Origin of the sequence: Pedobacter borealis DSM 19626, from assembly GCF_000708285.2 — a bacterium.
GTDB lineage: Bacteria > Bacteroidota > Bacteroidia > Sphingobacteriales > Sphingobacteriaceae > Pedobacter > Pedobacter borealis.
Genome location: NZ_JAUG01000003.1, coordinates 1 through 25,774, shown reverse-complemented (window position 1 = coordinate 25,774; position 25,774 = coordinate 1). Strand labels below are relative to the sequence as shown.

General features: G+C 37.0%; 21 protein-coding genes. 14 read left to right on the top strand and 7 right to left on the bottom strand.

The annotated features are described in order from the left end of the window. Nucleotides 1-14 precede the first annotated feature (14 nt). The 3 genes from AW17_RS01585 to AW17_RS01575 form a co-directional block, all read right to left on the bottom strand. On the bottom strand, nucleotides 15-1,127 hold the full coding sequence (locus tag AW17_RS01585; RefSeq protein ID WP_029274337.1) for a TlpA disulfide reductase family protein: 1,113 nt from the start codon (nucleotides 1,125-1,127) through the stop codon (nucleotides 15-17). Further along, complete coding sequence (gatB, locus tag AW17_RS01580) at nucleotides 1,127-2,590, bottom strand: Asp-tRNA(Asn)/Glu-tRNA(Gln) amidotransferase subunit GatB (protein ID WP_029274336.1); 1,464 nt, start codon at nucleotides 2,588-2,590, stop codon at nucleotides 1,127-1,129. Before gatB ends, AW17_RS01585 begins: the two co-directional genes overlap by 1 nt. 112 nt (nucleotides 2,591-2,702) lie before the next feature. Continuing rightward, nucleotides 2,703-3,851: an ATP-binding protein gene (locus AW17_RS01575; RefSeq protein WP_245234988.1), complete on the bottom strand. Its 1,149-nt coding sequence runs from the start codon at nucleotides 3,849-3,851 to the stop codon at nucleotides 2,703-2,705. A gap of 391 nt (nucleotides 3,852-4,242) precedes the next feature. On the opposite strand from AW17_RS01575, the gene AW17_RS01570 reads away from it, so the two are divergent. The 3 genes from AW17_RS01570 (at nucleotide 4,243) to AW17_RS01560 (ending at nucleotide 6,065) form a co-directional block, all read left to right on the top strand. Next, the gene (locus tag AW17_RS01570; protein WP_051691574.1) at nucleotides 4,243-4,812 is read left to right on the top strand and encodes a hypothetical protein; all 570 of its coding nucleotides are present in this window, start codon (nucleotides 4,243-4,245) and stop codon (nucleotides 4,810-4,812) included. 109 nt (nucleotides 4,813-4,921) lie between these two features. Then, a complete protein-coding gene (locus AW17_RS01565) occupies nucleotides 4,922-5,437 on the top strand; it encodes a hypothetical protein (RefSeq protein WP_029274332.1) in 516 nt (171 codons plus the stop codon). A 124-nt stretch (nucleotides 5,438-5,561) separates the two neighbouring features. Further along, nucleotides 5,562-6,065, top strand: a complete 504-nt coding sequence (locus tag AW17_RS01560) for a zinc-binding metallopeptidase family protein (RefSeq protein WP_051691573.1) — start codon at nucleotides 5,562-5,564, stop codon at nucleotides 6,063-6,065. Nucleotides 6,066-6,159: 94 nt separating this feature from the next. Here the strand turns inward: AW17_RS01560 and alaS are convergent, their stop codons facing one another. Further along, a complete protein-coding gene (alaS, locus tag AW17_RS01555; RefSeq protein WP_029274330.1) occupies nucleotides 6,160-8,799 on the bottom strand; it encodes an alanine--tRNA ligase in 2,640 nt (879 codons plus the stop codon). A gap of 116 nt (nucleotides 8,800-8,915) precedes the next feature. Between alaS and AW17_RS01550 the strand changes: the two genes are divergently transcribed. The 7 genes from AW17_RS01550 (at nucleotide 8,916) to AW17_RS01520 (ending at nucleotide 17,442) form a co-directional block, all read left to right on the top strand. Beyond that, nucleotides 8,916-9,251 (top strand): MerR family transcriptional regulator, encoded by a 336-nt coding sequence (locus AW17_RS01550; protein WP_029274329.1) that lies wholly within the window; start codon nucleotides 8,916-8,918, stop codon nucleotides 9,249-9,251. Between the two features lie 156 nt (nucleotides 9,252-9,407). Continuing rightward, a complete protein-coding gene (locus tag AW17_RS24395; RefSeq protein ID WP_029274328.1) occupies nucleotides 9,408-9,620 on the top strand; it encodes a hypothetical protein in 213 nt (70 codons plus the stop codon). A gap of 34 nt (nucleotides 9,621-9,654) precedes the next feature. Beyond that, nucleotides 9,655-11,640, top strand: coding sequence for a helix-hairpin-helix domain-containing protein (locus AW17_RS01540; protein ID WP_245234987.1), 1,986 nt, complete (start codon nucleotides 9,655-9,657; stop codon nucleotides 11,638-11,640). A gap of 3 nt (nucleotides 11,641-11,643) precedes the next feature. Further along, complete coding sequence (locus AW17_RS01535; protein WP_029274326.1) at nucleotides 11,644-13,731, top strand: ComEC/Rec2 family competence protein; 2,088 nt, start codon at nucleotides 11,644-11,646, stop codon at nucleotides 13,729-13,731. Between the two features lies 1 nt (nucleotide 13,732). Next, complete coding sequence (locus tag AW17_RS01530) at nucleotides 13,733-14,509, top strand: enoyl-CoA hydratase/isomerase family protein (protein WP_029274325.1); 777 nt, start codon at nucleotides 13,733-13,735, stop codon at nucleotides 14,507-14,509. Between the two features lie 22 nt (nucleotides 14,510-14,531). Continuing rightward, nucleotides 14,532-15,176, top strand: a complete 645-nt coding sequence (locus AW17_RS01525; protein WP_029274324.1) for a DUF4412 domain-containing protein — start codon at nucleotides 14,532-14,534, stop codon at nucleotides 15,174-15,176. 97 nt (nucleotides 15,177-15,273) lie between these two features. Continuing rightward, nucleotides 15,274-17,442 (top strand): S9 family peptidase, encoded by a 2,169-nt coding sequence (locus AW17_RS01520; protein WP_029274323.1) that lies wholly within the window; start codon nucleotides 15,274-15,276, stop codon nucleotides 17,440-17,442. A gap of 175 nt (nucleotides 17,443-17,617) precedes the next feature. Here the strand turns inward: AW17_RS01520 and AW17_RS01515 are convergent, their stop codons facing one another. Together AW17_RS01515 and AW17_RS01510 are read right to left on the bottom strand one after the other, a co-directional pair. Further along, entirely contained in the window at nucleotides 17,618-18,328 is a 711-nt protein-coding gene (locus AW17_RS01515) for a DUF3307 domain-containing protein (protein WP_029274321.1), read from the bottom strand. Then, nucleotides 18,328-18,939, bottom strand: coding sequence for a SatD family protein (locus AW17_RS01510; protein ID WP_029274320.1), 612 nt, complete (start codon nucleotides 18,937-18,939; stop codon nucleotides 18,328-18,330). The genes AW17_RS01515 and AW17_RS01510 overlap by 1 nt, the downstream gene beginning before the upstream one ends. Before the next feature lie 155 nt (nucleotides 18,940-19,094). Here AW17_RS01510 and AW17_RS01505 point away from each other — a divergent pair, with 155 nt between their 5' ends. The 4 genes from AW17_RS01505 to pdeM all read left to right on the top strand — a co-directional run bounded on the left by AW17_RS01505 (nucleotide 19,095) and on the right by pdeM (nucleotide 25,266). Continuing rightward, complete coding sequence (locus AW17_RS01505) at nucleotides 19,095-20,123, top strand: ligase-associated DNA damage response exonuclease (protein WP_029274319.1); 1,029 nt, start codon at nucleotides 19,095-19,097, stop codon at nucleotides 20,121-20,123. 2 nt (nucleotides 20,124-20,125) lie between these two features. Further along, nucleotides 20,126-21,715 (top strand): ATP-dependent DNA ligase, encoded by a 1,590-nt coding sequence (locus tag AW17_RS01500; RefSeq protein WP_029274318.1) that lies wholly within the window; start codon nucleotides 20,126-20,128, stop codon nucleotides 21,713-21,715. A 357-nt stretch (nucleotides 21,716-22,072) separates the two neighbouring features. Next, nucleotides 22,073-24,550 (top strand): ligase-associated DNA damage response DEXH box helicase, encoded by a 2,478-nt coding sequence (locus tag AW17_RS01495; protein ID WP_029274317.1) that lies wholly within the window; start codon nucleotides 22,073-22,075, stop codon nucleotides 24,548-24,550. A 77-nt stretch (nucleotides 24,551-24,627) separates the two neighbouring features. After that, a complete protein-coding gene (gene pdeM / locus AW17_RS01490; RefSeq protein ID WP_029274316.1) occupies nucleotides 24,628-25,266 on the top strand; it encodes a ligase-associated DNA damage response endonuclease PdeM in 639 nt (212 codons plus the stop codon). Here the strand turns inward: pdeM and trxA are convergent. Further along, on the bottom strand, nucleotides 25,263-25,559 hold the full coding sequence (gene trxA, locus AW17_RS01485; RefSeq protein WP_029274315.1) for a thioredoxin: 297 nt from the start codon (nucleotides 25,557-25,559) through the stop codon (nucleotides 25,263-25,265). The two genes, pdeM and trxA, sit on opposite strands and share 4 nt — an antisense overlap. Nucleotides 25,560-25,774: the final 215 nt, after the last annotated feature.

Genomic DNA, 25,774 nt, shown 5'->3' with positions numbered 1-25,774 from the left:
ACATGGATTTTGTTTTAAAGTAACGTTTTAGCTAAAAACGCCTCTAATTCGTTTCCACGCAGGTTTTTAGCAATTATTTTTCCAGAGGGATCAACTAAGTAAGAAGTTGGGATAGCCTGTACCTGGTATTTTTTTACGGTTGCACCGTTAAAATCTTTTAATTCGGAAACGTGCGCCCAGGTTAATCCATCTGCTTTCACTGCACCTAACCATGCTGTCTTGTCGGTATCTAGCGAAATGCCGATGATATCAAAGTTCTTATTTTTATATTTATTGTAAACCTTAACCACATTCGGATTTTCCTGGCGGCAAGGCTGGCACCATGATGCCCAAAAATCAATCAGTACGTATTTTCCTTTATAGTCTGATAAACTTACAGGTTTGTCATCTGCCGTATTAATGGTGAATGCCGGAGCAACCTGCCCCACCTGAACCGCTTTTAAAAGTGCCATCTGTTTTACAAAAGTATCAACTGTAGCATTGCCTTTAATTTCTTCTTTCACTTCATCCGCAAATTGTACCAGTTCTGCTTCAAATTCCTGCGGACTCAAAGTATTCATGGCATAGAAACTGGCAAGCGTACCTTTATTGTCTTTAGCAAATTTTATGATCTGCGTGTTTAATTGATTGATATACGATTCGTACTGAGGTTTCATTGCTTCTAGCACAGCTGCCCTGTTTTGAGGTTGTGTTGCTACTTTTGCCTCGAAATCGGCCTGTAATTTTTCTACCTGTTTGGCAAAGTTGTTTCTAATCGTATTTAGTTCTGATAATTTTTCTACCTCATTCGCCCCCGAAATTTTATAAGCCATTGTTTTGTCGGCTAAATCAGCTTCTAATTTAACGTCGTCGCCATTTTTTGCAATTAACATAAACTCATGGTTACCTATCGATACCCTAAAGAAATCAACCGATGGGGTTTTACGGATGAATTTAAATTCACCTTTTTCTGATAGATTGGTAGAATCGATTGCAACCATATTGCTATTTTGCATCCCGTATAAAAATACTTTTTTCTCCGTGCCTGGGTTTTGAAAAGTTCCGTCAATCGTAAAGCTATCTTTGGGTTTACATGCAGTGAAGGCAATCGCGATCAGCATAATCAGGCTCAATTGTTTTAATCTCATTATTTCAGTTTTTCAAGTATTAATTCATTTAATTTTTTAGCATCAGCTTTTCCTTTGGCTAATTTCATTACATCGCCAACAAACAAACCTAAAACGCCCTTTTTGCCTTTCTTGTACGCTTCTACCTGTTGCGGATATTTATTTAACACTTCCTCAATAAAACTACTTAATTCGTCTCCGTTTTCAGAGATCAATAAGTTTAATGACTGTGCCAAATCATTAACTTTTGCATTTTCTTCCAGCTCAACAGCTGGTAATAATTGTTGGATGGCAATTTGCTGTGTGATTTTTTTATCATCAACCAGATTGATAGCTTGTGCCAGTTGTGCTGGATTGACTTTGAAATCAGAGATCGTAATCCCTTTTTCATTTAAAACAGCTCTAATCGGACCAATTAACCAATTAATTAAGCTTTTTTTATTGTGAACGACTGATTGTGCCTGGTTAAAGTAGTTTAACAGATCTAAATCTTCGGCAAAAAGAGCCGCATCAGCTTTACTGATCCCAAAGTCGGCAACCATCTGCTGAGAAATTTCATTTGGTAAAGCCGGCATCAAAGATTTAATCTCTGCTAACCAATCATCAGAAATATAAATGGGTTGCAGATCCGGATCTGAAAAATAACGGTAATCATTCGCTTCTTCTTTAGTGCGCATCGGTGATGTAGTGCCTTTATCAGCATCAAAATTCAATGTGCTCTGAATAATTCTTCCTCCATTGCTAATCACTTCTACCTGACGACCAAATTCGAAATCCATCGCTCTACGTACATTACGCATCGAGTTTAGGTTTTTTACTTCGCAACGTGTTCCAAATTCGGTAGTGCCCTGTGGGCGTATAGAAATATTGGCATCGCAGCGCAAACTACCTTCTTCCATATTACCATCGCTTACATTTAAATGCCTCACCAGTTTCCTGATTTCGCTTAATAAAACAGATGCTTCTTCCGAACTGCGAATATCGGGTTCGGTTACAATTTCGATTAAAGGCACACCCGCACGGTTCAAATCAACCAACGAATAGTTGTCATCCTGATCATGGATACTTTTTCCGGCATCTTCTTCCAGGTGAATGCGATTGATTCCGATTTTCTTCGTAGAACCATCAGCCAGTTGCAGCTCCAGAAAACCATTTACACAGATGGGTTGATTGTCCTGCGTAATCTGATAACCTTTTGGCAAGTCGGCATAGAAATAGTTTTTCCTATCAAAATGGTTGGTCTGGTTAATGGTACAGTTTAAAGCCAGACCGATACGGATGGCTTTTGCTACTACTTCTTTATTTAACTTCGGTAAGGCTCCAGGCAATGCCAGCGAAACCGTAGATATATTTTGATTGGGTAAAGCCCCGAAAGATGCACTGTCAGCAGAAAATATTTTAGTGTTGGTGTTTAACTGAACGTGGATTTCTAGTCCTGAAACGAGTTCGAAAGCAGTTTGGGGGCTTGTTTCTTGTAAAGGCATTTAAAGCTTCGTGTTATTATAAGTTTTATTAACCACAGATTTTATACCTAGTGCAGATTTAATCTGTGGTTAAATATTAATGTGTCAAATATAGTTATTATTTAGTCTTTCGTTAAAAAAGGCTTGATGGAGAAATTTTTAGAAACTCCTGCCAAGGCAATCCTCCTGCTCCAACTAAAAGTATTTTATCAGGCTTGTACATTTTGCTAAAAGCATCCATTCCCGAAGTACCGGTAACATGGCCTGTACTTTTAACTTCTATACCAATTATTTTACCTCGTTTCTCTAAAATAAAATCTACTTCATCGTTTCTATGTCGCCAATAAAATACTTTATAACCTTCTACAAATGAAGAGTTTAATAAATGCGCACCTATAGATGACTCTACCATCCTCCCCCATTCTGCTGGCTGTTTTTTTATCTCTCCAAAGAATTCATTTCTTTGCGCGCTTACCAAAGCATTATTATGCACCTGGAATTTTGGACTGGATGAACGTTTACGGATCACATCAGCCGCAAATTTTTCAATACCACCCAGTAAACCGGCTGTATCTAATAATTGCAAATAATGCGACAATGTTGTGGTATTGCCTGCATCGGAGAGTTGACCTAATATTTTGGTGAAAGAGAGGATCTGACTGGAATATAAACAGCCCAATTCAAACAAGCGTTTCATTAAAGCAGGCTTGTCTACACGGGTTAGCATTAAAATGTCTTTTGAAATACTGGTTTCTATTAAAGCATTCGAGACATAGTTTTTCCATCGCTCTTCGTCGTTGATTAAATCTGCAGCGCCCGGGTAGCCACCAAACCAAACGTATTGTTCGGCAGTAAAACCAAAAGCATTTTCCATTTCAGCAAAGCTCCAATGCCCTAAATAGGTTAATTCGAACCTTCCTGCTAATGATTCTGTTAATCCCTGTTGAATCAGCAGTCTGGAAGATCCCAATAAAATTACTTTTAAGTTTAGCCCATTTCGCATGTCTTCATCCCATAAGCGCTTCACAATTTCACTCCAGTTATCAATTTTCTGAATTTCGTCAATTACAAGCAAATATTCATTAACCCCAGGTTCTTTTAGTAGTTCTCTTGTATTAAACCATATCAGCTCTATCCAAGTTCTATCTGAAGCAGCAACAGCATCTGCAGATTCGAATATACAAGGTGTATCAATTTCCTTGACCAATTGACTGATCAATGTTGTTTTGCCTATTTGCCTAGGGCCCACAAGCACTTGAATAAACCTTTTTGGTTCATTCATAACCTTTACAAGTTTCTGTAAATAAGATCTTTGGAACATATTTAACAATTTACTCAAAATATTGAGTAAAATTACTCAATGTACTTAGTAATTCAAAACGATCACTAAGTTCTAATTAAATAATTCTAATAAGAAATGGTATTATCTGCTTGTTTTCATATTAAAAATTAATAAACAAATAACTGTTAATAAGATAGTTATGATTATTTTTACAAATTACTCAATGAACTGAGTAAAATTACTCAATAGCCTATACAATCGTTAAAGAATGTTAAATCGGATGACTCTGGTTAAACCAGAACCTATTGAGTTTGTCTATCGGTAAACACACAAAAGAAACCTTTAATTAAAAAACATTATAAAAAAGTTAGTTTTATTTGCTGCAGTTCTGATGGTTTCATTATTCAGCGTAAACAATACAAAAGCACAGGTTAGCTTAAATATCAATATTGGTTCTCAGCCAGTTTGGGGCCCAACAGGATATAATCATGTAAATTATTATTATTTTCCTGATATAGATGCCTATTATAATGTGCCTTCTGCACAATACATTTACTCGAATGGCGGACGTTGGGTTTGGGGAAACAGCTTGCCTGCTCAATATAGGAACTTTGATTTATACCGCGCCTATAAAGTGGTAATCAATGAGCCAAAACCATATTTAAGAAACAATATTTATGTAACCAAATACAGCAAATATAAAAATTATGGTGGTCGCCAAGGTATTATAAGAGATAGTCGTGATACCAAATATTATGTAGTTAAAGGACATCCGAACTATAATGGGAACAAAACTGTAGTAATTAATAATAATCGCCCTATGCGTAGGGAGAAAACTGTTGTAAGGGTAAATCAAAATTCAAGTCCTGCCCGCAACAATGAACACAAAACTGATAACAGAGGTGGGAATGGCCGTCCTGAAAGAAATAACAGTCAAGGCCGTGGTAACGAGCGCCATTAATATTAATATTTAGTTGTAAATAAAGGAGCTTTGAGAGGGGCTCCTTTATGGTTTACTTGCTTTTGGCACGTGGTTTGGCTATAAATAGAAAACACTAAATGAATTGATTATGAAAAGATTATTTTTAGTTGCTGTAGTGATGATGGTTTCATTGTTCAGCATCCCTGCGAAAGCACAGTTAAATGTTAATGTTAACATTGGTTCGCAACCACTTTGGGGACCAACGGGTTATGATCATGTTGATTATTACTATCTTCCTGACGTAGAAAGTTATTATTATGTTCCACAAAAACAGTTTGTTTATTTAAACGGAAACGAATGGGTTTTTGCCAATTCTTTACCTTCGAGATACGGGAATTACGATCTGTATAATGGTTATAAAGTTGTGATCAATTCGCCTAAACCCTATTTGAATTTCAGGAATGATAAGGTAAAGTATGCAAAATATAAAGGTAATAAAGGGCAATTTGTAATTAGGGATAGCCGTGATAGAAAATATTATGTCGTAAAAGGACATCCTCATGGCATGCCTCCAGGACAGGCTAAAAAGATTTATGGAAAAGGAAATAACGGTAAGGGCCATGGAAATGATAAAGGCCACGGAAACGGTAAAGAAAAACACTAACCTTTAACTTTATATGTTTATAAAGGAGTTTCGAAAGAGACTCCTTTTTTTATATATCTGTTACAATAGAAGTTTTGGCACAGCGTTTGAATTGTTGAAGTACACACAAATAAAATAGATTATTATGAAAAAGTTATTTATCATCTCCGCGATTTTAGGTATCGTGGCTTTAACATCTAATCAATCTAACGCTCAGGTGAGTATTAACGTAAATATTGGCGCTCAACCTACCTGGGTTCCTGCTGGTTATCAAAGCGTTGATTATTACTACCTTCCTGAAGTACAGTCTTATTATTATGTCCCTCAAAGGCAGTTTGTTTATTTAAGTGGAAACAGATGGACAAGATCAAGGTATTTACCAGCGAGATATAGAGGTTACGATCTGCATCACGGAAGAAAAGTGGTGGTTTATGGCAATACTCCATTTCGTAGTTACAACACACACAGGGTAAGATATTCAAATCATGATAATTATTACCGTTCATCTTACGGTGGTGGAAACCGGGTACGTTATAGCTCGCCAAGAAATAATTACAGATCTTATCGTGGAGATAATAGATATCATGATAGAAATGTAAATTCAAGCTTATTCTCTAGAGGACACAGAGAAAAACATGGAAGACATTAAAATAAAAAAGGAGGCTCCAGAGCCTCTTTTTTATTAAATCTGTTTTATAAGATTGCTTCGTTGGCTGAAAAAGCCTCCTCGCAATGACGATTTCCTAAGGAATAAAACTTTCGGCTTTTTCTAAAACAACTTTTAATCCTGATGGGTTTTTACCCCCTGCAGTAGCATAAAACGGTTGTCCACCGCCACCACCCTGAATTTCTTTACCCAACTCGCGAACAATATTAGAAGCATTTAATCCCTTTTTCACCAGGTGATCAGAAAGCATTACTGTTATTCCCGGCTTGCCATCAATTTCTGTAGTAAAAACCAGAAACAGGTTGTCAACCATATCTTTCAAAGAGAAAGCCAGATTTTTAACTGCATCAGCGCTCTGCAGATCAATATGTTTAGCAATCAAGTTAATGCCATTAATTCCTCTAACATGATGAACGATTTCATGTTTTAAGGTATTTACCCGTTCTATTGTCGACTTTTCAATTTCTTTTTTCAGTTTTGCATTTTCATCTAATAAGGCCTGAACAGATGTGGATAAATCTTTACTTCCGTTTAACAATGCTTTTAAATGACCAAGCTCTTTTCTTTGGTCCAAGAAATATTGTTCAGCTTTATCAGCAGTAATGGCCTCGATACGGCGAACCCCAGCTGCTACAGCACTTTCAGAAACAATTTTGAATGAACCGATCTGCCCGGTAGCTTTTACGTGTGTACCACCGCAAAGTTCTTTAGAGAAATGGTCGTCAAAAGTAATCATACGCACAAAATCGCCATATTTTTCGCCAAATAAAGCCGTTACACCGCTTTCAATGGCATCTTGATAAGGAACGTTGCGTTGCTCCTTTAACTTAATATTCTGGCGGATTTTCTGATTCACAATTACCTCAATCTGTGCTAATTCCTCATCAGAAACTTTAGCAAAGTGAGAAAAATCGAAACGTAAGTAGTCTGCATTCACCAACGAACCTTTCTGATTAACATGTTTGCCTAAAACCTGTTTAAGGGCCGCATGCAGTAAGTGTGTGGCAGAGTGGTTATCTTCAGTTAAAACACGTTTATCTTCATCTACAACAGCCCAAAATTTACCTTCTAAATTATCGGGCAAAATATCGGTGAAATGAACGGTTAAGCCATTTTCTTTTTTGGTATCGGTAATGTCTACCCAAAACTGCCGACTGTGGTCTTCTAATCGGCCGGTATCTCCTACCTGACCACCACTTTCGGCGTAAAAAGGTGTTTGGCGTAAAACAATCTGGAACTGTTCTTTACCCTTAGCTTTTACTTTACGGTATTTTAAAATTTCTGTTTCGATTTCTAAATCATCGTAACCTACAAACTCGCTTTGGTCTTCTGTGTTTACGACAATCCAATCGCCTGTATCAATGGCTGTTGCGGCACGACTATCGTCTTTTTGCTTTTTCAAAGCCTGTTCGTATCCAACCAGATCAACAGTTAACCCCTTTTCTTTAGCCATTAATTCCGTTAAATCGATCGGAAAACCAAATGTATCTGATAATTCAAAAGCTACGTGTGCTTCTACTTCCTTAAATTTATCAGGGTGCGTAATTGCAGTTACCCTAAAGATATAATCATCAAAAATCTTTATACCTTTTTCTAAAGTCCTCAAGAAAGAAACTTCTTCTTCCAGCACTACTTTCTGAACGAAATCCTGTTGCGAAATCAGTTCCTCAAATACACCTTTAAATTGCTCAGCCAATAAAGGAACCAATTGATTTAAGAATGGCTCTTTAAAGTTTAAGAAAGTATAAGCATAACGTACGGCCCGGCGTAAAATCCTGCGGATTACATAACCCGCTTTATTATTGGAAGGTAACTGACCATCGGCAATAACAAAAGAAATGGCACGGATGTGATCGGCCATAACACGCATAGCGATATCGGTTTTCTCATCAGCACCATATTTAATCCCCGATTTTTCTGCAATAAACTGAATCATCGGCTGGAAAACATCTGTATCGTAGTTAGAAGTTTTTTCCTGTAAAACACGTACCAAACGCTCAAAGCCCATTCCTGTATCAACGTGTTTAGCTGGTAAACTTTGCAAAGAACCATTTTTTAAACGGTTAAACTGCATAAATACATTATTCCAGATCTCGATTACCTGAGGATGATCGGCATTTACTAAAGTAGCACCATCAACTAAAGCTTTTTCTTCATCAGTACGGCAATCTACATGGATTTCAGAACATGGTCCGCATGGTCCGGTATCGCCCATTTCCCAGAAGTTGTCTTTTTTATTTCCGGGTAAAATATGGCTTTCATCAACATATTGTTTCCAAAGATCGTAAGCTTCCTGATCTTTTTCCAGACCTTCTTTTTCGTCGCCTTCAAAGTAGGTAACATATAATTTTTCTTTCGGGATTTTGTAAACCTCGGTCAATAACTCCCAACTCCAGGCAATGGCTTCTTTTTTGAAATAATCGCCAAAACTCCAATTACCCAACATTTCGAACATGGTGTGGTGGTAAGTATCAATACCTACTTCTTCCAGATCGTTATGTTTGCCCGAAACACGTAAACAACGTTGTGTATCAGCAACTCGAGAATATTTTATGGCCGCTTCTCCCAAAAACAGATCCTTAAACTGGTTCATACCCGCATTGGTAAACATTAAAGTAGGGTCGTTTTTAACCACAATTGGTGCGGAAGGAACAACATGATGTTGTTTCGATTCAAAAAAACTAAGGAATGCCTGTCTAATCTCTTTTGCTGTCATTTCAATATTATTGGAGGGAACAAAATTAAAATTTTATTGCGTTATTAAGGAAAAATCGAGCTACATTTGAATACTTTAATTAATCGATATAAGACACTCATAATCAAGCACAAAATATGCCGTATAAAGAAAGAGACATTAATAAAATGTATTATACCATGGGCGAAGTGACTGAAATGTTTAATGTTAACGCATCACAGATCCGTTTTTACGAAAAGGAATTCGATATCCTACAGCCCAAGAAAAATAAAAAAGGCAACCGTCTTTTTACTCCAGAAGACATCGAAAACCTAAAGATCATCTTCAACCTTGTGGATGAAAAAGGATTTACATTAAAAGGTGCCAAAGACTATTTAAAGAATAATAAAACAGGTGTTAGAGAGAATCAAAAGATTATAGATTCGTTAGAAAAACTTAAAGGTTTTTTGGTAAACCTGGCAGAAGAACTGTAAATATTTTATTTCCTTTATAATTATCGATTTTTTTCATATTACTCCTATGTAATTAGAAAAACACATTTTTTGTAGTTTTTTTAATTATTTTACTATATTAGCAAAACCAAAACATCAATCACCCCTATTTTTTATTAACTGGTATAACCCCTGCTTATGAAAATATGGTATGTATTGTTGCTTGTCTTTTTCCCCTATTTTTTATTTTCCAAAAACCAATTGGGTGGCTATTTATCTACAATAGTTAATCATTTCTTTCTTCGAGAAAATCCTTTTGGAATTACATTGATCCGTAACAGAGAAGTGGTAACTGCATGCGCTGTTAACCTTTATGATAAACTTCTACTTGGAGGTGACTATGCGGTTTAAGAGCTTAATTGTTGCATTTGTAATGATTGGATTCATGGCAAATGCTCAAATCAATACTGAGGAAACAGATACACGTGATATTTTGGAGAGTATGGCCGAAAACCTCCCCGATGATTACGATATGACCGAGCTAATTGATGTATTGGAAAAATATCGTAAACATCCAATTAATCTGAACCGTACTTCAGTTGAAGAATTAAAGACTTTGGTTTTCCTTTCCCCCCTACAAATTAGTAATTTCTTTACACATTTAAAGGAAAATGGTCAGCTTACAGATGTGCTGGAATTACAAAGTATTGACGGTTTTGATATTAAAACCGTCAATAATCTCCTCCCATTTGTAACATTGACCAATATCGCTGAATACCAGCAACTCAATTTTAAAAACATTATAGGTACTGGTGAAAATGATTTGATGATGCGATTTGCACAGGCCTTACAAAAACAAAAAGGTTATACAGATTTACCCGGGAATCGGTATTTAGCTTCGCCGGAAAGATTTCAGATGCGCTACAGATATCATTATAGCTCAATTTTATCAGCAGCCATTACTTTAGACAAAGATGCTGGTGAAAAATTTATAGGCAAGCCTTTCGATTTTTATTCTGGCAATATTGCACTATTCAAATTGGGTAAGCTAAAAAAACTGGTAGTTGGCGATTATACATTGCAATTTGGGCAGGGCTTAACATTATGGTCGGGTTTTTCTTTTGGCAAAGGTCCTGATGTAACCAGCGTAGCTAAAAAAGATTTAGGTTTAAGGCCTTATAACTCCACGAATGAATATTCTTTTTTTAGAGGAGGCGCTGCAACGATTAACTTATTTAAAAATGTAGACATTACCCCTTTTGTTTCGTTCCGCAATCTTGATGCTAGCCAAAAATTAGATTCAGAAGGAAATTTAGTTCAGGCCACCATTAATCAAACCGGTTTACATAGAACCCCTACTGAGATTAAGAATAAGGGTGTTTTAGCGCAAAGCGTATTTGGCACTACGGTTCAATATGCCAAAAACGAATTTGCTGTTGGTGCAATTGCTTATCATACTCATTATAAGAACCGTTTTGTTACGCAAACAGCAGCTTACGATCGATATAGTTTCACAGGCACGGCGTTAACCAATTTGGGGTTGTTTTACAATTATACATATAAAAACATGTACCTCTATGGCGAGGCCGCCAAAGGCTTAGGTGGTGGCATCGCCCATATTAACGGAGTCCTCATTAGTTTGTCGCCAACAGTTTCTGCTGCTTTAACTTATCGCGATTATGATAAAGATTATCATAGTTTCTTAAATCAGGCAGTATCCGAATCGAGCGAAGCGGTAAATGAAAAAGGATTGTATGCAGGCTTAAATATTAACCCCAATAAACATTGGGCCTTTTCTTTCTATGGTGATTATTTTCGGTTCCCGTGGTTAAAATACCGTGTTGATGAGCCATCAAAAGGTTACGAGATTTTAACCCAGGCCGTTTATACACCAAGCAAAACCTTTAAAATTTCAGTCCGGTTTAAAACAGAACATAAACAACAAAATACGGATTTGGATGTGCCTGCTAACTTTTTAGACAATGTAAAAAGAGAAGGTTATCGGGCAGAGGCAAGCTGGCAATTGAATAATAATTGGCGCTTCCAAAACAGGCTGGAGATTTCACAATATAAAAAAGGTAGTGCCAATAGAGAATTTGGTTATCTCGTTTATCAGGATGTAGACTATTCTCCAATGTTCGCCAAGCTGACAGGAAACGTAAGATTTGCCTATTTCAATACCCCAAGTTATAACAGCAGAATTTATGCCTATGAAGATGATGTTTTGTACAGTTTTGCATTTGGAATGTACAGTGGAAGAGGTTTTAGGACTTATTTTAACCTGAAATACAGTATAGTTAAGAAGCTAAATGTTTGGGTTCGATATGGGTTGTTTGTTTATAAGGACGTAGAAACAGTAGGTACCTACCTGGATGAAATTAAGGGCAATAAAAAATCGGAAGTTAAAGTTCAGGTACGCTATCAATTTTAAACAATGTTTAAGTCCGAATATGTTTTTGTTAGGATCCTGTTTCCTTTTCTTTTAGGCATCTGCGTTTTTTATTTTTTTCCAAAAAGCATAGGTATTCAATGGTGGGCCTCAGTCTTACTTGTTGTTTTACTGTGCATTTTATTGTTGAATATTACTTATAAAAAATTAAATGTTTACCGTTACAAGGGAGCTGTTGGTATTTTAATTTTTATACTTTTCCTCAGCCTTGGCGGTTTACTTTGCCTGCTCCATAACGAAAGTTTAAACCAAAATTACTTTGCAAAAACGGAGTGTAGCTATTTAAAAGTTTGGGTGAACAATGAACCTCAGCAAAGTAGCAATATCGTACGTTTTAAAGCAAAGGTAATATCGGGATATCAAAAAGACAAACAGATCAGATTATCGGGGCAGATGCTTCTTGCCGTAAAATTAGATAGTTTAAAGCCTATTAAATTAAAGTATGGCGACGAAATAATGATCCCAGCTGCATATACCGAAGTAGAGCCTCCATATAATCCTGCAGAATTTGATTTTAAAGCCTGGCTGGGCAGTCAAAATATTTATCATCAGGCTTTTATAGATCAGGATCATATCGTTAGCAACAGAAATAACATTGGTAATCCCATTATAAAGACGGCTTTAAACTTAAGAGAAAAGCAGGTAGCCAAATACCGAAGCCTGATTAAAAGTGATGAAGCTTTTGCGGTGGCCTCTACCCTTATTTTAGGTTACCGTGCTGATTTAAGCAAAGAAACTTTATCGGCCTATTCCAAAACAGGAACCATTCATGCTTTATCTGTATCAGGAGCACATGTAGCCATTATTTATGTCGTTTTGGATTTTTTGTTCCTCTTTTTGAACAAGAATCGGGCGCTAAAGATTGTGAAACTGTTGTTAATCTGTACTTTGATTTGGGGATATGCTTTGTTAACAGGATTATCACCTTCTGTGGTTCGCTCGGCTGTAATGATCAGCATTTTAATTACGGCTAAAGTTTTATCGAAGCAAACCAACAGTTATAATGTTTTGGCCTTTTCGGCATTTTGTCAGCTGGTTTACAATCCTTTTTTAATTTTAGATGTTGGGTTTCAGCTTTCCTATCTGGCTGTATTCGGACTAATTTATCTTCAGCCTAAAATTTATAACCTTCTTTATACTGAAAATATTTGGCTAGATAAGTTATGGAATTTCACAGCTATGTCTTTAGCCGCACAAGTGGTCACGTTTCCATTAAGCATTTACTATTTTCATCAATTCCCATTTTACTTTCTTTTTGCGAATCTTTTTATCACCATCCCATTGGTGTTAATGATGTATTTAGGAATTGCAGTATTAATTCCAGCATTCAGATTTTTAGCGGCGGTTTTCGAATGGGTAATAAATTTTACAAACGCCGTGTTAAAATGGATTGCCAATTTACCATATGCTAGCTTTTCATCAATATGGATTAATTTGCCTGAATTTGTATTGTTGAGCCTATCGCTCGGGTTATTTATTTATGCCTTGGCGAAATTAAACAAACGACTTTTGTTCTCTTCTTTAATGCTATTTGTTTGCTATCAACTTTTGATTGTACACGATGATCTAAACGCTTCCCATCAAAGGAAAATTATTTTCTTTTCCCTAAGAAAAAACTATGCGGCTGCTTTTATTAATGGAAAAGAAGCTGTTTTGGTTTCAGATTTAAGCGCTGAAGATAAAAATTATAATTTTTCTATTGTTCCGGCATTAACGCAATTACAGGTAAACAAAATACGCTTTATTAGTTTTAACAAAGATACCGTTTTGGGGCAGTTCGTTTTAAAGAACAAGCAAATTGCCTTTTTTAATTATAAGGTACTGTTGATTGATGAAAACCTGAATGATAAAAATATAAACGGAAATGCTACTTTTTCAAGTATCTGGCTAAGTGGAAATACTAAATTTAATTTAGCCAAAATGGACCTTGATATAAAATATAAAACTGCAATAATCGATGCTACTAATAAAGATTATAAAATTCAGATCTTAAAGAAGTGTATGGAGAATAATGATATAGATGTACATGTTTTAAAGAAAAATAAAGCATATTTGGTGCAACTAACCCAATAACATGGAAAATCTGGTTTTATATCAGGTTGCTGAAAGAATAGCAACAATAACAATCAATAGACCCGAAAAAAGGAATGCGCTAAACCCCAAACTTATCGCTGAATTAACTTCTGCATTTATAAAAGCATCTGAAGATGACCTGGTAAAAGTGGTAATATTGAATGCAAATGGCGATACTTTTAGTGCGGGTGCCGATTTAGCATATCTTCAGCAATTGCAGCACAATACATTTGAAGAAAATGTGGCTGATTCTAATCATTTAAAAAAACTCTTTACAACCATTTATTATTTACCAAAAGTCGTTATTGCACAGGTAGAAGGTCATGCCATTGCCGGCGGCTGTGGTTTGGCCACGATATGTGATATTGTTTTTGCTACCCCTGAAAGTAATTTTGGGTATACTGAAGTGAAAATTGGTTTTGTACCTGCTATTGTTTCTTGTTTTTTAAAACAAAAGGTAAGCGAATCCATCGCTAAGGAAATTTTACTGACTGGAAAAATCTTTTCTGCTGAGCAGGCATTGAAATATAATTTGATAAATTTTGTAACAAATTCATCCGATATTCATCAAATAGTAAGAGAATTTGCACTAAGTTTGTGCAGCGGGAGCTCTGGTAATTCGTTAATGATTACTAAACAATTGATTACGCAAACAACCAATCCCCTATTGGAAAAATGCTTGGAAACTGCGGTACAGATAAATGCCCATGTAAGGGAGAGTGAAGATTTTAAAAAAGGAATCTCTTCATTTTTAAACAAAGAAAAAATTAATTGGTAAAAAACTAAACTGAAATAAAAACATGTTCAAATCAATCAAAACTAGTGTTATAGCATTAATCTTAGTAAGTACTGCTATAATTGCCCATGCACAAAAGAAAATTACTGAAGGTACTTTGGTATTTGCAGTAACTGCTAATGGTACAACAACCGATATTAAAACTAAATTTAATGGTAACTTAACCAAAATAGAAATTGAAAATGGCCCTGCCATGGTTAACATCATTTCAAATACAGCAGATAAAACCGGATTATTATTAATTGATGTTCCTGTAGCTCAAAAACAGTTTGCAGTAAAGGTGAGCAAAGCAGAAACAGAAGCACAAGAAGCTTTATTGCCAAAATATTCTGACTATAAAGCAACTGGTGAAAAACAGACAATTGCTGGATTTAGTGCTGAAAAATATACTTACAAAGATGACAAAGGCGGAGCTCACGAATTATGGGCAACAAAAGATGTTGATATTGCTTCAATTACCAATGGTGGTTTCTTTAAAGGTTTAGGCGCACTTCCTGTAAAATATTCGGCAGTAATTAATGGCGTAAATTCAGATCTGGTTCTAAAATCTCTTTCTGAAGCTAAAGTAGGTGCCATTAGCACTGAAATTCCTACTGGTTACGATGTAGTAACTATGGAAGAATTGAAAGCCATGCAAGGTGGTGAATAATTAACCAATTCCAGGTAATTTACAGCTTTTTAACTGCAGGCTTTTTATTTAAATTAGCCGAAAGTTGAAAAGCTTTTTTTATGTCCAAAAACTATATATGATTAAAAAATTATTATTAAGATTATCAATTGCTTGTATAGCATTATGCGCGCTAATTGATGCAAAAGCTCAAAATATTAATTGGGCAAAAGACGGTAACTCCTATTATCAGAATATTGGTGGCGAAATCGTTTCAATAACACTTCCTAAAAACGACCGAAAAACCGTTATATCAAGGGGATTATTAACACCTGCGGGAAAAAATGATGCTATTACAGTAAGAAGTTTCCAGTTATCGGATGATGGTACGAAAGCACTAATCTACACCAATAGTAAAAAAGTTTGGCGTTATGATACACGTGGAGATTATTGGTTGGCAGATTTAACATCCAATAAAATCACTCAAATTGGAAAAGATAGACCAGCTTCATCACTAATGTTTGCTAAGCTATCGCCCGATGGCAGTAAAGTTGCTTATGTAAGTAAACATAACCTTTATGTAGAAAATATTGATGGAACTGGCGCAAAAGCCTTAACCACTGATGGTACAGACCGAATGATTAACGGTACTTTCGATTGGGTTTATGAGGAAGAATTTGATTGTCGTGATGGTTTTAGATGGAGTCCGGATGGCAAATCTATTGCTTATTGGCAGCTTGATGCAACTAAGATCAAAAATTTCTTAATGATCAATAATACAGATTCTATTTATCCATATACCATTCCTGTAGAATATCCAAAGGTTGGCGAAAATCCGTCGGCTTGTAAAGTTGGTGTGGTTGATATTGCAACGGCCAAAACGAACTGGTTAAATGTTCCTGGAGATAATATCCAGCACTATATTCCACGTATGCAGTGGGTACCTAACAGTAATGACATTATTTTACAACAGCTTAACCGCGAGCAAAACGAAAGTATAGTATTCGTTTGTAATGCAGGTACAGGATCGGCAAAAGCAGTTTATACCGAAAAAGCTAAAGCCTGGATTGATGCACAGGATGAGTGGAGATGGTTAAATGATAATAAAGAGTTTACCATTGTATCTGAAAAGGATGGTTGGAACCACCTGTATAGAATCAGTTTGGATGGAAAAAAAGAAACATTAGTTACTAAAGGCAATTATGATGTGATTGATGTAAAATTGATCGATGTAAAAAATAACATGGTCTATTTTCTGGCATCACCAATAAATGCCACTCAGAAATATCTATTTAAAACCAAATTAGATGGAAAAGGTAAATTAGAACAGGTTACACCTTCGGTTTTACCAGGAACACATAATTATGATATTTCTCCAAATGCTGCTTATGCGCGCCATTCATATAACAGTTCGCTTGTTGAGCCAATTACAGAGTGGATGAACTTTACTACGGGGAATCCATTTACAATGGACGGTAGCATTACTACACAATTAGCCAAACAAGCTGCAACTAAAAACAAAGTTGAGTTTTTTAAAGTAACTACTGAAGATGGTATTGAAATGGACGGTTGGATGAAAAAACCTGATAATTTTAATCCAGATAAAAAATACGCTGTAGTATTTTATGTTTATGGTGAGCCTGCTACAGCTACAGCATTAGATACTTATGGTGCAGGAAGAAACCGTTTATATGCCGGTGATATGGCCAAAGATGGTTATATCTATATTTCAATGGATAATAGAGGAGCGCCTGTGCCAAAAGGCAGTACATGGCGCAAAAGTATTTATAAAAATATTGGGGTAATCAATATCCGCGATCAGGCGATGGCCGCTAAAAAACTATTGGCTACTAATGCTTTTATGGATAAAGACCGTGTTGCCGTTTGGGGCTGGAGTGGTGGCGGTTCATCTACTTTAAACCTGATGTTCCAATACCCAGAAATTTATAAAACAGGTATTGCAATTGCAGCAGTTGGTAATCAATTAACCTACGATAATGTTTATCAGGAGCGTTATATGGGCACTCCTTTCCCAAGTAAAGAGGCGTATGTTAAGGGTTCTCCGATTACTTATGCTAAAAACTTAAAAGGCAATTTATTGTATATCCACGGTACTGGCGACGATAATGTACATTATCAGAATGCCGAAATGCTGATTAATGAGTTAATCAAAAACGGTAAGGTTTTTCAATTGATGAGTTATCCAAACCGCACCCACAGTATCTCTGAGGGCGAAGGAACTGGCAAACATTTATCCTTAACTTACACTAAGTTTTTAAAAGAAAACTGCCCTCCGGGAGCAAGATAGAAAAATTTAAAAGCAGCTTTCGGGCTGCTTTTTTTATGCAATTTAACCATATAAGAAATATAAGGGCATTTTAGCTTATATTTTCTTAAATGCCTTATATGGTCAGAAAAATGGCTAAGGCCAAAATATTTATTTAGTCATGCAAGTATAAAGGAGCCCTTTAAAGTGGCTGTCATTACAAAATAAACATTTGAATAAGCATAGCCGTTACAATAGCTATTCCAAAGCTTAACAAAGTTCCGATCAATACATATTCAGTTAATTTAAGGTCGTGTGCTTCTTTTAAATCGCCAAACCGAAATATGGATTTGGCTGCGAGTAAAAAACCAACAGCTTCGAAATGACTGGTTAAGATAAACAAGAAGATCAGCACTCTTTCCAGTATCCCGATATACTTACCTGCATTTTGTAATGATTGCGGGCTGTCCGGCTGGTTATCTGGAAGCCATTTGGCAATAATTACCCGCATTACAATAGATGTAGGCATCGTTAGAAATAAAGCTCCCGTAATTAAAACCCAGGTTTTGGTTTCATTAAAAAAACTGATGTTTAAACTTCCCTTATAAAAAAAGTGCCACACCACTATTATCGAAGTAAAATGCAGAACCTGATCAACAAAAAACAGTATCCGTGCATTTTTTTTGTTCTGAAAAATCGATTTTAAAGCGTCAATCACAAAATGAAGCACCCCTATTGATAGTGCTACCTTCCAAACGCCAAAGTTTAAAAAAATAAGGAATATCAAAACTATGTGGATGGCCACGTGCAAATAGAGCTTTATTGATCTTAATTTTTTCCTTTCTTTATCTTTTACCCAAGCATTTGGCTGTAAAAAGAAATCTCCAATTAAATGGACAAGGATAAGCTTGATTAAATAGATATCCATTATTTTAAAATCATTTGGTTCAATTTTTTACGGTAAAGCCTGTCCATTTCCATAATTTCGGTATAATGTGCACGCTTTAAAGCTTCGCTTACAGATGATTGCGTTCGGCCCGAAATAGCCGCCAGTTCGCTTTGCAAGAGATTATTGTTCTCTAAGGCAAGTTTTACCATTTCGGCAGCTACAACTCCCCAGCTATCCATTGATATTAGCGAAAGCTTAATTAAGACATTAATTTCCTCATCAAAATCAGCAGAATCAGTTTTAATGGCTAAATTAACCTTAGCCTGTTTTAAACTGTCAAATGCCGCCCCTGAATTTACAAAAGCATCTCCACTGGATTCTGAAAGTTTTTTCCGTTTGTTTTTGATATCTCCAATTCCAATACCCATCCTTACATCTGCAGGTTTATTTACCCTGATAGATGCTTTTAAATAAGCAGCAGCCCTGATGGCATTTTCTGGCTCAACTTCTACCTGAAAACTATCGCCCCGGTAAATCTCCCACTTATTATTCTGATCGGAAACTATTTTTAAAGCGGTTTTTAAGCTTAATAACCAGCTATCTTTAATCTTCCTTGAGCCTACAATATCACCTGTTATAATGCAAATCATATTACAATATCGAACTTATTATTCATATTTCAAAACTAATATCGGCTAATTAGCCGATATTTCTATTTATCGGGTAATTAGCCGATATTTTAAATTATCGGGCATTTAGCCGATATTTACCTAAAACTAAACAATAAATTTATTGTTTAGTAGCTATGGCATTAATAGAATTTACCAAAAGAGGAATTTACTGTAAGCAAGGCGATTTTTATATAGACCCCTGGTGGCCTGTAGATTATGCGGTTACAACGCATGGACATAGCGATCATGTGCGTTTTGGAAATAAATACTATCTCTGCCATACCTTAACCAAGCCTATCATCAAACGCAGGATCAGCGAAGATTTGAACGTAGAAACATTGGAATATGGAGAAAGCATTATCCGCAATGGAGTGAATATTTCATTTTTTCCTGCCGGACATATTATCGGATCTGCGCAGGTACGTTTAGCTTATAAAGGTGAAATTTGTGTAATCTCTGGTGATTATAAAATTGAAGATGATGGCATTACCACACCCTTCGAGCCTGTAAAGTGCCATTCTTTTGTTTCTGAGAGTACTTTTGGCTTACCTGTTTACAAATGGCAAAAGCAGGAAGTTGTTTTTAATGGCATCAAGAGTTGGGTGAGCGATAATATTATACAGCAAAAAACAAGTGTATTAATTGCCTATAGCTTGGGTAAAGCACAACGTTTAATTAAAAATTTGGCTGGTGATACTCCTATTTATGTACATAACAGTATTGCTAATCTGAATGAATTGATTATTGACGCAGGTGTAAAGCTTCCAAAAACCATCAGAATTACTCCTGAAACTACTAAAGATGAATTGCAGAAAGGTATTGTAATTGTGCCACCAGCCATGAGAGATAGCCGCTGGATCAAAAATTTAGCCCACCCGGTAACAGGTATTTGCTCTGGTTGGGTGCAGGTGCGGGCACACCGCCGTTGGCAAAGTGCCGATGCCGGCTTTGCGCTGAGTGATCATGCTGACTGGCCTGGCTTAATGGAAGCTATTACTGCAACCGGAGCGGAAAAAGTATATGTTACGCATGGTTTTACAGCTGCCTTCAGTCGGTTTTTAAACGATGCAGGCATAGAAGCTGCTGAAGTGTTAACCAAATTTGGCCAAGAAGATGATAAAGAAAATAAAGTAGATCTGGTTGATCAAAACGAAAATAAATAAGGATGAAACGTTTTGCCCAATTGATCCAACAGCTCGAACTGAGCAATAAAACCAACGATAAAATCGCGGCATTGGTTAATTATTTTAACCATGCTGATGATAAAGATAAGGTGTGGGTTATCGCATTGTTTACAGGTAAAAAACCTAAAAGACCAATTAAATCAGCCCTGCTTAAATACTGGGCTATAAACATTACCGAAACGCCAGAATGGTTATTTGCCGAAAGTTATGCCAATGTTGGCGATTTAAGCGAAACCATCGCCCTGTTATTGCCGCCTGCCGAAAACACCTCAGATTTTCAATTGCATAAATGGGTTGAAGATTTGCACGATCTGGAAGGTAAAGACGATGAAACTAAAAAAGAATTTATTCTGAGCGCATGGAATAAACTCGAAACACAGGAACGTTTTATTTTTAACAAATTGATTTCTGGAAATTTCAGGATTGGTGTTTCCAATAAAATGCTCGTGAATGCGCTGGCTAAACAAAGCAGTTTAGATAGCGCCCAGATTATGCATAGCATTATGGGGAAATGGAATCCTTATGAAATTACTTTTCACGAACTGATAAATGGTATCCATGTAAATACCGATAATTCCTGGCCTTACCCCTTTTGCCTCGCCTATGCCTTAGAGCAAGAACCAGAGAAATTGGGTGATATTTCTGAATGGCAGGCCGAATGGAAATGGGACGGCATCCGCGGGCAGATTGTAAAACGGAATGGAGAACTCTTTATCTGGAGCCGTGGCGAAGAACTGGTTACAGAACAGTTCCCCGAATTGCATTTTATGATTGATGTTTTGCCTGACGGTGTGGTTTTAGATGGTGAAATACTGGCTGTGCAAGATAAACAGGTTTTATCATTCAGTACGCTGCAACAACGTTTAAACCGCAAAACGATTAGTAAAAAACAATTGGAAGATGCACCCATTGGCTTTTTTGTTTATGATATTTTAGAATATGAAGCCAAGGATTTTAGAGAAGAACCTTTAAGTATAAGACGAAAAATACTCGAAGGGTTGATTGGTGGTTTAGCTGAAAGTCCGGTGATGATATCTCCGGTAATCAATTGCCATTCGTGGGAAGAATTGGCCAAATTAAGGCAAACATCCCGATCGATTAACAGCGAGGGGATTATGTTGAAGAAGTTGACCTCTCATTATCATAGTGGACGAAAACGGGGCGATTGGTGGAAATGGAAAATCAATCCCTACACGGTTGATGCGGTAATGATTTATGCACAAAAAGGAAGTGGCAGAAGGGCTAATTTCTTTACCGATTATACCTTTGCTGTTCGTGATGGAGAAAATTTAGTCACGATTGCAAAAGCCTATTCGGGTTTAACAGATAAAGAAATTAAAGAAGTAAATGCCTTTGTAACCCGTAATGCAATTGAAAAATTTGGCCCGGTACGTACCGTAAAACCCGAACTGGTTTTCGAAATTGCATTCGAGGGAATTGCTGAAAGTAAACGGCATAAAGCAGGTTTAGCTTTGCGTTTTCCGCGTATATTTCGGTGGCGAAAAGATAAAAAAGCCCATGAAATTAATACTTTGGAAGATTTGAGGCAGTTATTGCAATCGACTTTGTAAGAGAATCCATGGTCTGTGTCATCACAGACCATCAAGATCCAAAATTTAACAATTTCGGTCTGTGGGGACACAGACCGAGGAAATGGGTTTAGCTTAATAGGTTTACCGCACGATTTTAAACCCGACAGCAACGATACCCTTTTTTGTTAGGGATAAATTAACATTTAACGGTAATTACAAAAAAGGTAAAGCGAATGGCGGGACTGCTCTAACCGAAGCATTACTGTTATTGCTTTTCAAAAAAAATATTTTAAGCCATGTTCTGTGTCCTCACAGACTATTATTATAATTCGAGAATTTTCGGTCTGTGAGGACACAGACTGAGGAATATAACTATCAAAGAAACAGTATTTAAGCATGGACCAAACCAAAACCAAAGGTTATAAAAAGATAAAAGCCTGGCTAAAGACCAATAAACGCAAGCCTTTTCAGTTTCAGGAAGATGCCTGGCAGTATTATTTGGATGGTTACAGCGGTTTGGTAAATGCGCCTACAGGTTTCGGAAAAACCTTTTCCTTATTTTTGGCGGTGGTTATTGAGGCTCTAAATGCATCAGAGGCCAACAATAAAAAAGCGAAAGACCGTTTACAGTTAATCTGGATTACCCCACTCCGCTCCCTGGCCAAAGATATTGCAAGGGCCATGCGCGAAACCTTATTGGAGCTGGAGTTGGATTGGTATGTAGGTGTGCGTAATGGTGATACCTCTCAGGCAGAGAAATTGCAGCAGAAAAAATCGATGCCCGAAATTTTGTTGATTACGCCAGAAAGCCTGCACTTGTTACTGGCGCAAAAAGGCGCTTCAACTTTGTTCAAAAATCTTAAATGTATTGTTGCTGATGAATGGCATGAGCTTTTAGGAAGTAAACGAGGCGTGTTGGTGGAGTTGGCCGTATCGCGGATTAAGGGTTTACAAAAGTTAGAGAAAAACCAGTTTTTAAGAATTTGGGGGATTTCTGCCACTATTGGTAATATTGAAGAGGCACTGGATGTACTCGAACCCAATATGGAGGCCAAACGGATTATTGTTAAAGCCGATTTGGAAAAGAAAATCCTGATCAAATCAATTTTACCCGATGATATCGAAACATTGCCTTGGGCTGGGCACTTGGGTTTAAAGCTAGCCTACAAGCTTTTACCGATTATTGAAAAAAGTAAAACCACTTTAATTTTTATCAATACCCGCGGACAATCGGAAATGTGGTATCAGCATTTGTTGAATATTGAACCCGAACTGGCCGGGAGGATTGCCATACACCATGGATCGATAGATTTTGAACTTCGTAACTGGATTGAAGATGCTTTACATACCGGACAGCTTAAAGCTGTTATTGCTACTTCATCGTTAGATTTAGGCGTAGATTTTAAACCTGTTGATACTGTTGTTCAGGTGGGCTCGCCAAAGGGTGTTGCCAGGTTTTTGCAAAGGGCAGGCCGCTCAGGTCACTCCCCTCACGAAACCTCTAAAATATATTTTTTACCTACCCATGCATTAGAACTGGTAGAAGCAGCAGCGATTAAAGAAGCAGCCAAAACAAACAATATAGAGAGCCGTGAGCCATTTATTATGGTATTTGACACCTTGGTCCAGTATTTGGTTACGCTGGCCATAGGCGACGGATTTGATGATAAAATCATTTACGAAGAAATTAAGAACACCCATGCTTTTAAGCTTATCCTTCCTGAAGAATGGACCTGGGTAATGCAATTTATCACCTCAGGAGGAGATAGTTTAAGTGCCTACACCGAATTTAAGAAAGTGGTTAAGGACGAAGATGGGCTTTGGAAAGTAAAGAGCAGACAATTGGCTATGCGACACCGTTTGCATATTGGAACAATTGTAAGTGATGCAATGTTAAAAGTTAAATTCATCTCTGGTGGTTACATCGGCATGGTTGAAGAATATTTTGTTACCCGGTTAAAGGCTGGCGATAATTTCCGTTTGGCTGGCAGGGTTTTAGAATTTATCCAGGTAAAAGATATGACTGTTGTGGTGAGGGTAAGTAAACAGAAAAATGCGATCTCTCCGAGCTGGAATGGTGGCCGATTACCCCTTTCTTCCAATTTAGGGTTGGTTTTGCGGAAGAAATACAATGAAGCATTGGATAAAACACATCAGTATGAAGAATTAGATGCCGTGTACCCATTGTTTCTATTACAGGAAAAACGTTCTCATGTACCCAAAAATGATGAGTTACTGATCGAACTCATTAATAATAAAGAAGGTTTTCATCTCTTTGCCTATCCATTTGAAGGGCGTTTGGTACATGAGGTTTTGGCGGCCCTGGTTGCCTATCGTTTAAGTAAATTGTTGCCGATCAGCTTTTCTATTGCCATGAACGATTATGGCTTTGAACTTTTGAGTGAAACAGAAATTCCCATGGACGAATCGATTGCCTACGAGGTTTTTTCGCCTGTAAATTTGACTGAAGATATTACGTTGAGTATCAATTCAACTGAAATGGCAAGACGGAAATTTAGGGATATTGCCTGCATTTCCGGGCTCGTTTTTCAGGGTTACCCTGGTAAATATGTAGCCAATAAGCACCTCCAGTCATCTGCTGGTTTGTTTTTTAATGTTTTTAGCGATTACGACAAACATAATTTACTTTTGCGACAGGCATACGATGAAGTTTTTTACCGACAGCTGGAAGAACCAAGATTGGCGGCAGCGTTGGATCGAATTCAGCATGGAGCAATTGTAATCACCAATCCTAAAAGTTTTACACCGCTGTCCTTCCCGATCAAGGTAGATAGCCTGCGTGAAAATATGAGCTCGGAGGAATTGGAACAACGGATTGTAAGAATGAAGGCAGAATCGGAAAAAATTAAGTAAAATTACCTGTCACGTTGAGCCTGTCGAAACGCCTCAAAAGCCCTCCGACAAGCTCAGGATGACATAGCATAAAATAAATGACTATTACAAGCCAGGGTGAAGAACTGATTTTAGATAAAGAAAGGGCTTTGTTTTTACCTAAACATCAGCTTTTAGCCATAAGCGATCTGCATTTGGGTAAATCGGCGCACTTCCGTCAGGCCGGTTTGCAAGTACCTTCTACCATTGCCCAAACAGATCTTCAACGCTTAAGTTTATTGATTAAACAATACAATCCTAAAACATTGCTAATTAATGGAGATATGTTCCACCATGGTTTAAATACCGATATTGATGAATTTTCTACATGGAGAAAACAATACCAGGAGCTTAACTTTCTATTGGTAAAGGGGAACCATGATAGGCTTTCGGACGCCAATTATGCTGCGATGAATATCGAAATACATGAACCTAGTTTTTGCCTGGGGCCATTTTGCTTTATTCATGATGCTCCAAATGGTATGGAAGAAGAATTATATCCCATCAGCGGCCATATCCATCCTGGGGTAACCATTGTGGGCAAAGCCAAGCAAAGATTAAAATTCCCATGCTTCTATTTTGGTAAAGCCTACGCCGTTTTGCCCGCATTTAGTTTATTTACCGGACTTTATACGGTTTATCCGAAAGTAAACGAACGAATTTTTGCAGTAACGCCTAAAAGTGTGGTAGAAGTTTAGGAGTGGGCATCAATTACCTGTTTCAACTGCGATGCCTGTAAAACACCACTTTGTCTCCACACCTGTTTTCCGTTTTTAAAGAGAATTAAAGTAGGTACGCCTTGAATATTAAAAGAAGTAGCAGCTGGTTGATTCTTATCAATATCTACTTTAATGATAGAAACAACATCGCCAACCTGAGATTTTAACTGCTCTAAAATCGGCTTCATCATCTTACAAGGACCGCACCACTCGGCAAAAAAATCAACAAGAACAGGTTTATCACCGTTAATTAAATCTGAAAACTTAGCCATGATATTTGTTTTATTTAGAAACAACGATGAAACACTTTGGTTTTAAATCGAGTAGGAAGATAGGGATTATTTCCCTATCTGTCCTCTCACACCACCGTACGTGCCGTTCGGCATACGGCGGTTTGTTGAAATAGTATCTCTTAACAACCGGTAGTATTCTCCTGTTGTCAGGCATTGTGCCCACTGGTTGCACGGCTCGGCTCAGCTCCTCTTAT